Origin of the sequence: Jilunia laotingensis (genome assembly GCF_014385165.1) — a bacterium.
GTDB lineage: Bacteria > Bacteroidota > Bacteroidia > Bacteroidales > Bacteroidaceae > Bacteroides > Bacteroides laotingensis.
In genome coordinates, this window is sequence record NZ_JACRTF010000001.1 from 1,568,322 (window position 1) to 1,580,828 (window position 12,507).

At 44.3% G+C, this 12,507-nt stretch carries 9 protein-coding genes; all 9 read left to right on the forward strand.

Features of this window, described 5'->3' with window-relative positions; all coding sequences use genetic code 11:
* Nucleotides 1-60 precede the first annotated feature (60 nt).
* A complete protein-coding gene (locus H8744_RS05975) occupies nucleotides 61-1,638 on the forward strand; it encodes a right-handed parallel beta-helix repeat-containing protein (protein WP_262433972.1) in 1,578 nt (525 codons plus the stop codon).
* A gap of 110 nt (nucleotides 1,639-1,748) precedes the next feature.
* Nucleotides 1,749-3,911: an alpha-N-acetylglucosaminidase gene (locus H8744_RS05980; RefSeq protein WP_262433973.1), complete on the forward strand. Its 2,163-nt coding sequence runs from the start codon at nucleotides 1,749-1,751 to the stop codon at nucleotides 3,909-3,911.
* Between the two features lie 36 nt (nucleotides 3,912-3,947).
* Nucleotides 3,948-5,090 (forward strand): glycerate kinase family protein, encoded by a 1,143-nt coding sequence (locus tag H8744_RS05985; protein ID WP_262433974.1) that lies wholly within the window; start codon nucleotides 3,948-3,950, stop codon nucleotides 5,088-5,090.
* Nucleotides 5,091-5,112: 22 nt separating this feature from the next.
* Nucleotides 5,113-6,357 (forward strand): GntP family permease, encoded by a 1,245-nt coding sequence (locus H8744_RS05990; protein ID WP_262433975.1) that lies wholly within the window; start codon nucleotides 5,113-5,115, stop codon nucleotides 6,355-6,357.
* Between the two features lie 16 nt (nucleotides 6,358-6,373).
* Complete coding sequence (locus H8744_RS05995; RefSeq protein ID WP_262433976.1) at nucleotides 6,374-7,459, forward strand: acyltransferase family protein; 1,086 nt, start codon at nucleotides 6,374-6,376, stop codon at nucleotides 7,457-7,459.
* 6 nt (nucleotides 7,460-7,465) lie between these two features.
* Complete coding sequence (locus tag H8744_RS06000) at nucleotides 7,466-9,637, forward strand: alpha-N-acetylglucosaminidase (protein WP_369411056.1); 2,172 nt, start codon at nucleotides 7,466-7,468, stop codon at nucleotides 9,635-9,637.
* Nucleotides 9,638-10,228: 591 nt separating this feature from the next.
* Nucleotides 10,229-11,182, forward strand: a complete 954-nt coding sequence (locus H8744_RS06005) for an RHS repeat-associated core domain-containing protein (RefSeq protein WP_262433978.1) — start codon at nucleotides 10,229-10,231, stop codon at nucleotides 11,180-11,182.
* 1 nt (nucleotide 11,183) lies between these two features.
* A complete protein-coding gene (locus H8744_RS06010) occupies nucleotides 11,184-11,762 on the forward strand; it encodes a hypothetical protein (RefSeq protein WP_262433979.1) in 579 nt (192 codons plus the stop codon).
* A gap of 40 nt (nucleotides 11,763-11,802) precedes the next feature.
* Nucleotides 11,803-12,378, forward strand: coding sequence for a hypothetical protein (locus H8744_RS06015; protein ID WP_262433980.1), 576 nt, complete (start codon nucleotides 11,803-11,805; stop codon nucleotides 12,376-12,378).
* Nucleotides 12,379-12,507 lie beyond the last annotated feature (129 nt).

Consider the following 12,507-nt stretch of genomic DNA (forward strand, 5'->3'; position numbering starts at 1 on the left):
TACAGATTTGAGAAACTTTTGTATAACGAATATTTATTAACTACTTAAAATTGTATTGTTATGAAAAAACAAATTCTACTTTCAGCAATGTTGAGTTTTGCAGCATTCAATATGTATGCAACGGACTTTACCGTAACCACTTCAAGCGGTGATCCCGCAGTGGAAGGTTCTTTTCCCAATATCATGAGTTCTGAATCGTTGAGCGATGGGGATGTGATCAACTTTGATTTCGACGGTGAACAAATTGAAGAGTTTACAAAGATCACTGTTAAGAAGAGTGTGACTATTAACGGACTGAATAAGAAGAATAACAAGAAAGTTATTTTCACAGGTGTCAATCAGACATTGATGGTGCAAAGTGCTGTGGAAATAAATGATTGTGTGTTTACCGGAAAGAACACCTCCTCCTTGTATGCCACCACAGGTGCCACTATGCTTGTGGATCGTTGCGAATTTATTGACAATGATAATTATTCTATTAAAGACGGTGAGAAAAAGCCATCTGCCGGTGGTGCCATAAATGTGGCCAATTCGGCAAAATGCATAATTAAAAACTCACTTTTCAAAGATAATAAATCTGCCGGTGGTGCTATTGTAATCACAGTAGGAGGCGATGTTACTTTAGAGAATTCTTCATTCATTCATAATTATGCTTCAGCCAGTGGCGGTGCTATCTACATGTATACTACTGCGGACAAAGCTATCCCATCGTTATCGGCTACCAATTGCACATTTGTGAACAACTATGCCAGTGAAAGAGGTGGTGCCATCTATGCATGGTCACGTACCGGAGAGTCTTTTGGCATGAAGTTGGTGAACTGTACCATTACAAGTAACTATTCTGGTAGAAATGTCGGTGGTGGCGTAGCGATATTCTGTAATGCTAATATGACTGCCGAACTTACAATGGCAAATTGTATCGTTGCAGGCAATACAGGTGGTAGCTTGGATGACAATTTCTTCTCTCCGAACGATTTAGGATGCTGGAAAGGTCCGAGGGATAAAGATAAAGATGGTAATCTTTATGTACGCAATTATACCTTCAATACGACTAACTGTATTTACGGTGTAGCCGAATCGATGGATGCTGATGATCAGGCAGGAACACCGATGAATGACGTTTTCAGTGGCAATAGCATTAAAGTAGATGATTTTGCAAACAGCAAAATATTTACTTCGTTGTACAAACTGGATAATACGATATTCCCGGATATTGAAGGCGATGAGGTATGGAGTCCGACATTGACTGCTGATGGAATGCCTGTAGCGTTGCTTTGCGAGGGTAGCATTGCTATCGCTAAAGGTACCGCATCTTATAATGGTGTGACTATTCCTACTACTGACCAGTTGGGAAAAGCTCGTCCTGCAACTCCGGCTATCGGTGCTGTGGAATATGGTGGTGAAAGCGGTATCGTAAATAACATAGCCGGAGCATCCGATATTAAAATCTGGAACGATGGCAATGTATTGTATGCTGCAGGCATTGAAAGTATGGCTTCCATAGCTGTGTACGATATGACAGGCAAACAGGTTTACGAAGGTACTATCCGGGAAGGTGTATCGGTTACCGTCCCTGTACTGGAAGGTCTTTATATTGCGAAGGTAAATGGTGCTACTGCCAAATTGATTATCAAGTAATATTGACTTAACACATATTTGATACAACTTTTTAGCCGGCAACCGGGGAAAGCCCCCGATTTCCCTGATTGCCGGCTTCCCTTTTTTATTAATTTTGAAAATCTAATTATATGAAAGGCTACTTTCTGACATGTTTTTCTATCATTTGGGTATTTTTTCTTAGTGCATGTGCCGGTACGTCCGGTTCTGCCGATATAATAACTCCGGCCAAACAAGTAATTGAACGGCAAATCGGAGAAAGAGTGAAAGGTATTAGTTTTCAGTATATAGAACCCGTTGACGGGAAAGAGACTTTCGAAATAGATGCTAAAGCAGGTGTTCTGACCTTGAAAGGAAGTAGTACGGTATCCCTTTGTTATGCATTTCATACTTATCTGAAAGAGGGATGCCAAGCCATGAAGACGTGGGGAGGCGAACATGCGTCTCTGCCAGCCGAGTGGCCCGATTATTCACTGAGAAAACAAACAACTCCTTACGAGTACCGATACTTCCTGAATGTATGTACCTATGGATATACCACTCCTTACTGGGACTGGTCTCGTTGGGAAAAAGAAATAGACTGGATGGCACTTCGCGGTGTGAACATGCCGTTGGCTACTGTAGCCAGTGAAGCCATAGCCGAACGTGTATGGTTACGCATGGGATTGACTAAAGAAGAAATTCGTGAGTTTTTCACCGCTCCGGCGCATTTGCCCTGGCACCGCATGGGTAACCTAAATACCTGGGACGGTCCTCTGACCGATGCTTGGCAGGAAGGGCAGATCGAACTCCAGCATCACATTATCAACCGTATGCGCGAACTTGGCATGGAGCCAATCGCCCCTGCTTTTGCCGGATTTGTACCCATGGCTTTTGCGAAGAAACATGCCGAGGTGGATTTTAAACACTTGGAATGGGGCGGTTTCGAAGATCGTTTCAATGCTTATGTGCTTCCTCCCGATTCTCCTTTCTTTGAAGAGATAGGCAAACTGTTTGTCGAAGAGTGGGAGAAAGAGTTTGGAAAAAATACATTTTACCTCTCGGATAGTTTTAACGAGATGCGCCTTCCTGTAGCTAAAAACGATGTGGAAGGAAAGCATAAATTACTGGCTCAGTACGGAGAGTCTATTTACCGTTCCATCACAGCCGGCAATCCGGATGCGGTGTGGGTGACGCAGGGCTGGACGTTCGGTTATCAACATGACTTTTGGGATAAAGCCAGTTTACAAGCATTATTGAGTCGCGTTCCCGATGATAAGATGGTGATAGTCGATTTAGGTAATGATTATCCAAAGTGGGTTTGGGGAACGGAACAAACCTGGAAGGTGCAGGACGGCTTCTATGGCAAGAAGTGGATATTCAGTTACGTACCTAATTTCGGAGGGAAAACTCCGATGACGGGTGATCTGCAAATGTATGCCTCTTCTTCGGCTGAGGCTTTACATACGGAGGGTCATGGAAACCTGATCGGATTTGGTTCGGCACCCGAAGGACTTGAAAACAATGAAGTGGTTTATGAACTTCTGGCGGATATGGGCTGGACGGATCGTCCCATCCATCTGGATCAATGGATGCCCGTATATTGTAAAGCCCGCTACGGAGCCTATCCGCAGCCAATGAAGGAAGCGTGGGACAAGTTCAGGAAGACGGCTTATAGCTGTTTGTACTCTTACCCCCGTTTCACATGGCAAACGGTCATTCCCGATACGCTCCGTATCAGTAAAATAGATACAAGCGAAGAGTTCCTGCGTGGCGTAGAGCAATTCCTCTCTTGTGCCGATAGCCTGAAGAGTTCTCCGCTTTATGTAAACGATGCTTTGGAATATGCAGCTCACTATGTAGCTGCTAAAGCGGATAAGCTATATACCCGTGCGTTGGACGAAGATGCTTCCGGCAATAAGGTTGCTGCCCGGAAATCTTTGGAAGAAGCTGTTGGTTTGCTATTGCAGGTAGACCGTTTGTTAGCTTCCCATCCCCTTTACCGCCTGGAAGAGTGGGTGAAGCTGGCAAGAAACAGTGGTACTACACCCGAAGAGAAAGATGCGTATGAAGCGAATGCCAAACGCCTGATTACCACATGGGGAGGAATACAAGAAGATTATGCCGCCCGTTTTTGGAGCGGACTGATTAAAGATTACTACATTCCTCGTATGCAGCGTTATTTCTCTCCTGATCGTGACAAGTTGGACGAGTGGGAAGAAGAATGGATACAGACTCCTTGGAAGAATACCACTATACCTTTCGATCATCCGCTTGAAGAGGCAATTAAAATGGTGAATGCTACTTTAGAGTGAATGAATGATTCTCCGAATAAAAAAACATCCATAACCATGAGAAAAATTATTCTTGCTTTCGATTCATTTAAAGGTTCTGTCCAATCCCTCGACATTGCCGGGAGTGCCCTTCGGGCCATAGGGAAAGAATTCCCCCGTTGTGAAACAGTCCGTTTCCCGATAGCCGATGGCGGTGAAGGAACCACGGAAGCGATCTGTGCCAATCTGAATGTGGAGCGGGTCGCCTGTAAAGCGCATGATCCGTTGATGAATGAGATCGAAGTATCTTATGGCATCACGGAAGACGGCCGGACGGCCATCCTTGAAATGGCATCCGCCAGCGGTCTGCCCTTGGTGCCCGATGCTTTGCGCAATCCTATGCATACCACCACTTATGGTACGGGAGAAGTCATCCTCGATGCTTTGAACCGGGGATGCCGGAAGTTCATCATGGGAATCGGGGGGAGTGCCACCAATGATGCCGGGACGGGAATGCTGCAAGCCTTAGGAGTCCGTTTTGCCGATGGACAAGGGAACTTGCTGGATGCGAAAGGGAGCAATCTTGTCCGGATAGAACACATAGATGAATCGGCTTTGCATCCGTTCGTGAAGGAAGCTTCTTTCACGATAGCTTGTGATGTGAACAATCCGTTCTACGGGATGGATGGAGCAGCCTTTGTATATGCGCCCCAGAAAGGTGCCTCTCCCGAAGAAGTGGTTGCCTTGGATGGCGGACTGAAACATTATGCCGAAGTCATCCACCGGGAGAAAGGCATGGATATAACAACTCTTCCCGGTGCAGGTGCAGCCGGAGGCATGGGAGGCGGATTACTTCCTTTCCTGAATGCGACTTTGAAGCCGGGCATCGATACCATATTGGAAATACTCCGTTTCAAGGAAGCCATTCGTGATGCCGACCTCATTCTGACGGGTGAAGGCAAACTGGATGTGCAGACCGGAATGGGCAAGGCTTTGGGGGGTATCCTGAAACTTGCCAGAGAAGCCGATGTCCCGGTCGTAGCCTTGGGAGGATGCATCGAAGATGCGGACAAACTCAATGAAATGGGATTCACAGCCGTGCTATCCATCCAGCCGGCTCCCGTTTCTTTGGAACAGGCGATGCAACGTGAGTTTGCTTTGTCGAATATAGAGAATACCGTCACTCAGCTCATGCGTATCATCAAACAGTTTAAAAAGTAACCCGTAATTCCAGAAAACCATTATGACCGCTATTGGCGCATTGATCGGATTGCTTGTATCCGTTCTCTTGATTATAAAAAAGGTCGCCCCGACCTATAGCCTGATTGCAGGCGCAATCGTGGGAGGATTGTTGGGTGGACTTCCGTTGACCGACACTGTCAGAGTGATGACGGAAGGAGTCAAGGATGTGACTCCGGCAGTGATCCGCATCCTTACGGCAGGTGTCTTGTCCGGAGTACTGATTAAGACGGGAGCGGCGGCCACACTCTCGAATGCCATCATCCGCACGTTGGGTGAGAGGCGTGTGTTTTTTGCATTGGCACTCGCCACGATGTTGTTGTGTGCCGTTGGCGTATTTATCGATGTGGCAGTGATTACCGTTGCTCCCATTGCCCTGTCCATTGGCAGGAGGCTGGGCATTTCCCCGTCCGTATTGCTGATAGCCATGGTTGGCGGTGGGAAATGCGGGAATATCATTTCTCCCAATCCCAATACGATTATTGCAGCCGAGAATTTTGGGGCAGACCTCTCTTCGGTGATGTTCTACAATGTCTTGCCAGCGGTAGTCGGGTTGCTGTTTACCGTATTTGTCGTGGTACGTCTGATCCCCGATAAATTGGTTAAAGGTAAGGTGACGGAAGAAGTTGCCGAAGAGAAGGAACTTCCTTCTTTGTTCGGTAGCCTGGTGGCTCCGGTGGTAACAATCATCCTTCTTTCTCTTCGCCCGTTGTTCGATATTACGGTCGATCCGTTGATTGCACTTCCTATTGGTGGCGTTTGCGGGATTCTTTGCATGAGACAGTGGAGGAACATCCTGCCCAGCATGGAGTATGGGTTGCAGAAGATGTCGTCTGTTGCCATCCTGCTGATAGGAACCGGAACGATTGCCGGGGTCATCAAGAACTCTACCTTGAAAGACTGGATCCTGCAAGCCTTGGGACAAGCCCATTTCGATGAAGTGATGATCGCTCCTGTGTCGGGTGCATTGATGTCTGCCGCCACAGCGTCCACTACTGCCGGTGCTACGCTTGCTTCCGCCTCCTTTGCCGATACGATTCTTGCCGTCGGTATCTCTGCCGCCTGGGGAGCAGCGATGGTCAATTCCGGTGCTACCGTACTCGACCATCTGCCTCACGGTTCTTTCTTTCATGCCACGGGGGGAGTCTGCGAACTGACTTTCAGGGAACGTCTTAAACTGATTCCTTACGAAACTTTGATAGGAGCGGTGCTGGCGGCTTCCACCACTCTTTTATGTCTTGTCTTATAACTTTTAATCCATAGAAATGTCAACTAAGAATCGTCTTCTTTCACTCGATGTATTGCGCGGCATTACCATTGCCGGGATGATACTGGTCAACAACGCCGGTGCGTGCGGATATCCGTATGAACCGTTGCGCCATGCAAAATGGGATGGATTTACCCCTGCCGATCTTGTCTTTCCTATGTTCATGTTCCTGATGGGAATCTCTACTTATATCTCTTTACGCAAATATGAATTCCGGTGGAAACCTGCCATCGGCAAGATATTGAAACGGGCTGTCCTGTTGTTCCTTATCGGGGTTGCCATGAAATGGTTTGTGAACGCTTGTGAAAGCGGGGTCTGGACGGATTGGGAACACATGCGCATTTTGGGTGTCATGCAGCGTCTGGGCATCTGTTACGGAGTGACCGCTGTGTTGGCTTTGTTTGTTCCCCACCGTCGTTTTCTGCCCGTTGCTCTCTTGCTTTTATTGGGCTATTTCATCCTGCAACTTATTGGAAACGGTTTTGAAAAGAGTCCCGGCAATATCATGGCAATTGTTGATTCCACCGTCTTGGGAACCAGTCACATGTATCTCCAGGGACGGCAGTTCGTAGAGCCGGAAGGTATTCTGAGTACGATCCCTTCGGTGGCACAGGTGATGATCGGTTTTGTATGCGGACGTGCCATCCTCGGGCGGAAGGACAACGGGGAACGGATGCAGTATTTGTTTCTGACGGGTACTACACTGTTGTTTTCAGGGTATCTGTTCAGCTACGCCTGTCCTTTGAACAAACGGTTATGGTCGCCCAGTTTTGTACTGGTCACATGCGGTATAGCTGCGCTTTCACTGGCTGCGCTGATTTACGTTATTGATGTGCGGCAACAGAAACGGGGATGGACTTTCTTCGAGGTCTTTGGAGCCAATCCTTTGTTTCTCTATGTGGCAAGCTATATATTCGGTGAACTTTTCCGGTTGTGGGGCGTGAGTGGCTTTTTGTTCGACACGGCACTCCAACCGCTGTTCGGCAACTATTTCGGCTCCTTCATGTATGCCGTTCTTTTCTTGTCGCTCCACTGGGCGGCAGGATACATCCTGTTTAAAAAAAGAATCTATATAAAACTATAAACTATAATCATGAAAAGAAGCATTTATTTACTTTTTGTACTCCTTTTCCTGTCCCTTTCGGCAGGGGCGAAGGAGAAAGATGTGGCGGTGGTGCAAGCCCTGGTGCAGCGGCTCATTCCGTCTTATGCCGATAATTTCCAGTTCCGGAAGGTGAAAGCCATCGATGGCAAAGACCGTTTCCGTCTGGAGAGCGACCGCGGGAAGATAGTGATAAGCGGCAACAATGCCAATTCGATGGCAATGGGGTTGAACCATTATCTGCGATACTACTGCCTGACCACCATCTCATGGTATGCCGACATTCCCGTTGAAATGCCCGAAGTGCTTCCGGCTGTCAAGGAAGCCATCGATGTGGAGGCGAAGGTGGACAAGCGTTTCTTCCTGAACTACTGTACGTATGGATACACGATGCCCTACTGGCAGTGGGCGGATTGGGAACGGTTCATCGACTGGATGGCGCTGAACGGTGTCAACATGCCTTTGGCCATTACCGGACAGGAAGCCGTGTGGTATAAAGTCTGGAAGAAGATGGGAATGACCGATGAAGAAATCCGTTCGTACTTTACCGGCCCCACTTACCTCCCCTGGCACCGAATGGCGAACATCGACGGTTGGAACGGCCCGTTGCCGATGCAATGGCTGGACAATCAGGTGGAGCTTCAAAAGAAGATTCTCGCCCGCGAACGCGAACTGAATATGAAGCCCGTCCTCCCGGCTTTTGCCGGACATGTGCCTGCCGGATTGAAACGGATTTATCCGGATGCGAACATCCAATATCTGGGCAAGTGGGCAGGCTTTGCCGATACCTACCGTTGTCACTTCCTGAACCCGGAAGAACCTTTGTTTGCTACCATCCAGAAGCGTTTCCTACAGGAGCAGACGCGGCTTTTCGGAACCGATCATATCTATGGGGTCGATCCATTCAATGAAGTCGATCCGCCCAGTTGGGAGCCGGAGTACCTGAGTGAAATATCTTCCAACATGTACCGTACCCTGACAGCCGCTGATCCGAAAGCGGAATGGATGCAGATGACCTGGATGTTCTACCACGACCGGAAGGATTGGACTGCCCCGCGCATCAAAGCCTTGCTGACGGGTGTGCCGAAAGATAAGATGTACCTTCTCGATTATCATTGCGAAAATGTGGAACTGTGGAAAACCACCGACCATTTCCACGGACAGCCTTACATTTGGTGTTATCTGGGTAACTTCGGTGGCAACACCACCCTCACCGGGAATGTAAAGGAGAGTGGCAAGCGTCTGGAGAATGCTTTGCTCGATGGCGGCAGTAACCTTCACGGCATCGGTTCGACACTCGAAGGGCTGGACGTTATGCAGTTTCCTTATGAATACATCTTTGAGAAAGCCTGGAACCTGAACCGGGATGACGATGCATGGCTTCATGCCTTGGCCGACCGTCATGCCGGAACCGTATCGCAACCCGTTCGTGAGGCCTGGGACATTCTTTTCAACGATGTCTACGTGCAAGTTCCCCGTACATTGGGCATATTGCCCGGCTATCGTCCGGAAATGGACAAACCGAATAAACGCATCACGAACGATTACTCCGATACCGTTCTGTTGAAAGCCTGGGACAAGTTGCTTCAAGCTCCCGACTGCAATCGGGACGCACTTCGTCTGGATATCATTGCCGTAGGCCGCCAGTTATTGGGCAATTACTTCAAGACATTGAAAGAAGATTTCGACCGTATGTATGCCGCCAAAGATGTACCCGGACTGAAAGCCCGTGCCTCCGAGATGCGTGAAGTGCTGAGTGACCTGGACAAGCTTACCGCTTTCCATAGCCGTTGTTCGCTCGATAAATGGATTGCCGATGCCCGCGCTTTAGGCGATACTCCGGATTTGAAAGATTATTATGAGAAGAATGCCCGGAACCTTATCACAACCTGGGGAGGAAGCCTGAACGATTATGCCAGTCGTGCATGGTCGGGACTTATCAAGGACTATTATTCCAAACGTTGGGATATGTATCTGGATGCCGTACTCCTGGCTACTGAAAGCAACTGCCCTTTCGACCAGAAAGAACTGGATGCCTCGGTCAAAGCCTTTGAAGATGCCTGGGTAGATTCCACCACCCCCGTTACCGTGCAATCGGAAGGGGATTTAATGACCTACGCCCGTTTCCTGTTGAAGAAGTACGAACGGCGCATCCATTGAAGTCGTAAACAGGCTTTATGAACGGTTGGAAAACATACCTTTTCCAATAAGTGAAATATGTATGGTCAAACCATTGGATAGTAGCTTCTTATATTCATATAGTCCTATATTAATATAAAAAACATCCGGATGTTTTAGTATAGAACATCCGGATGTTGTGGTATAAAACATGGGGGTGTTTTTTGCAAGAACATCCCCATGTTTTTACTATTTAAAGCCGAGTATTAAATTGTTGGATCAGTATCTTTCTGTTTTAGTATAAGAGGATTTCTTTCGTTGATAAAGGAATACCCATATATTGGTTTGGAATGAAGGTGAAGAAATAGAAGGTATTATTATTTAATATAAACTATTTCTATCCGGCAAAACTCTTTCGAACATAAGAAACTATTTCCATTATGCCGGATTCTTTTTAAACTAAACTTTACTTTTCTCCGTGCCTAATCTCGATTTATTTCAAAAAAAGAATGATTGAAACACAATGATTGAGTAAAATGATTGGGATATGCAAGTAAACTAATTGTTATTTTGATAGTTTAAATATAATTATTATATTTGGCGAATATAACCTGTCATAAATTCCTGTCAGTTATGAAGAAGATTATCTTTGCTTTCATCCTGTTATGCGGATTTGCCTTTGCTAATGCTCAAACCGCAAAAAATCCTTTTGAAAAATACGGTTTTAAGAAAGTTCGTGCCTATTCTTTCTCCAAAGGAGAATTTGAAGAATTTCATGATAATAAAGAAATCGTTGAAATCGGTTCAGTGTTATACAATACCAAAACAAAAAAGGTAGTTGGATATGTCAAAGCGACCGATAAGGATGTGCCCGCTGCAACTCCTGCCATGTCGATTGATCCGTTATGTGAGAAATATCCCTGGATTTCCCCTTATGCGTATTGCATGAATAATCCGATACGTTTTATCGATCCGGACGGTTTGGACGTTTATCGTTTTGACGATAAGACAGGAACTTTTCATTTAATGGAAACAAATGATGATGCAACAGACAAAGTAATGGGATATCATCAAAATAAAGCAGGGGATTGGGTACAAAATAAAGGTTTTTTCCAGATAAAAACCCGTATGGATGGTATTGAGAAGGGTATTTTGAATGATGGGATAAATTTTAAAACGGATAATAATTTAATAGAGATAGGGGGAGAGGGTCAGCCTACTTTAGAGGGAGTACAGAGCTTTGTCGTTGATTTGTCTGAAATGGTTGGTAAGGAAATAGGCGGTTATGATATAGCAAACAAAGGAAGTGACAGTCCGAGTTATGTTCATATAGGCAAATACAAAAATAATAAATATAATGAATCAGTTAAAAGTTATTATCCTTATAGGGATTATTCTTCTAAATTGGATATGAATTCCGTATATGAACATACGGACTGGCATACTCATCCTTCTCGAGCATCCGATTCGGATAGATCACAAGATTCCGAACGGGATAAAAAGATGAAGTTAAAAACACAAAGGGATCATCCACATGTGAAGAAATTTATAATCTTGACAAAAGGTTTTTCTCCGATATCTTACTAATATGAAGTTATTTAGTTATAAATTATTTATAGGATTAATAATCCTTTCCTTTTGTTGTTCTGCAATAAAAGATAGTGATAATAATGCTAATTTGCGAAATGAAGCAATTATTATCGCCATTGAAGATTTTTTAGATAATTGTAGTTTGCAAAAGACTGACAACGCTTTCGAGGCTAATGTTTATATTGAAAATGATGACATATTAGTTTTAGGTATTTCCGGGACATATGGATTTAAAATTTATCCAAGTTCTAAAGATACAATAGGTGCTGAAACCCGAATATTTCCGTCTCATTATATAGAAAGAAACAATAAGCTAATATATTATTGGGTAGATTCAATTAATGTATTGACAGAAGAGATAGTCAAAGTACTTGCAAAATACAACCAAATAGATTCCTCTTATGTAAATTATGAAAATGCTTATCCTGATTATCTTTTAGATGAAAGTATAAAAGGAGCGCATTATTATTTTTGTAAAAACGATTTGTCTATTTACAAAAGAGTTGTTACAAGAGTTGGTATAGGGTGGTATGATCCTCCTAAACTGAATTGCTACAAGAAAAAAAAGAAAAGGTAATGAATATGATAAAATGAACCCTATCTCAAAAACTATTGATATGAAGTTATTCAGTTATAATATGTTTATAGGATTAATAATCCTTTTCTTTTGTTGTTCGGCCATGAAAGGTGGAGATGGTGATCACCTGCGAAATGAAGCGATTATAATCGCCATTAATGATTTTTTGGATAACTGTAGTTTGCAGAAGACTGATAGCGTCTTCAGCGTATATATTGATATTGATAATGAAGATATATTGGGTTTAAGTATTTCGGGGGAGTATGGCAATAAAATTTATCCAACCTCCAAAGATACGATAGGTGCTGAAACTCGAATATTTCCATCTCATTATATAGAAAGAAACAATAAGCTAATATATTATTGGGTTGATTCAATTAATGTGTTAACGGAAGAAATTATAAGAGTACTTGCAAAATACAACCAAATAGATTCTTCTTTTGTAAGTTATGAAAAAGCCTATCCTGATTATCTTTTAGATGAAAGTATAAAAGGAGCGGATTACTATTTTTGCAAAAATGATTTATCCATCTACAAAAGAGTAGTTACAAGAATTGCTATGGGATGGTATGATCCTCCTAAGCTGAATTGCAATAAGAAAAGAAAGAAAAACTGAATATGATAAGACAGACTTTGCTATTAGTGATTGTTGTTTTTATACACTTCCATGCAAATGCACAAATAAACTAATTATAATTTTGATAATTTAAATATAATTATTATATTTGGCGAATATAACCTGTCA

Excerpts from the sequence above, each read along its gene's own strand:
- H8744_RS05995 (WP_262433976.1), top strand. The coding sequence starts at position 6,374 with ATGTCAACTAAGAATCGTCTTCTTTCACTCGATGTATTGCGCGGCATT.
- H8744_RS05990 (WP_262433975.1), top strand. The coding sequence starts at position 5,113 with ATGACCGCTATTGGCGCATTGATCGGATTGCTTGTATCCGTTCTCTTG.
- H8744_RS06010 (WP_262433979.1), top strand. The coding sequence starts at position 11,184 with ATGAAGTTATTTAGTTATAAATTATTTATAGGATTAATAATCCTTTCC.
- H8744_RS05980 (WP_262433973.1), top strand. The coding sequence starts at position 1,749 with ATGAAAGGCTACTTTCTGACATGTTTTTCTATCATTTGGGTATTTTTT.
- H8744_RS06005 (WP_262433978.1), top strand. The coding sequence starts at position 10,229 with ATGAAGAAGATTATCTTTGCTTTCATCCTGTTATGCGGATTTGCCTTT.
- H8744_RS05975 (WP_262433972.1), top strand. The coding sequence starts at position 61 with ATGAAAAAACAAATTCTACTTTCAGCAATGTTGAGTTTTGCAGCATTC.
- H8744_RS05985 (WP_262433974.1), top strand. The coding sequence starts at position 3,948 with ATGAGAAAAATTATTCTTGCTTTCGATTCATTTAAAGGTTCTGTCCAA.
- H8744_RS06015 (WP_262433980.1), top strand. The coding sequence starts at position 11,803 with ATGAAGTTATTCAGTTATAATATGTTTATAGGATTAATAATCCTTTTC.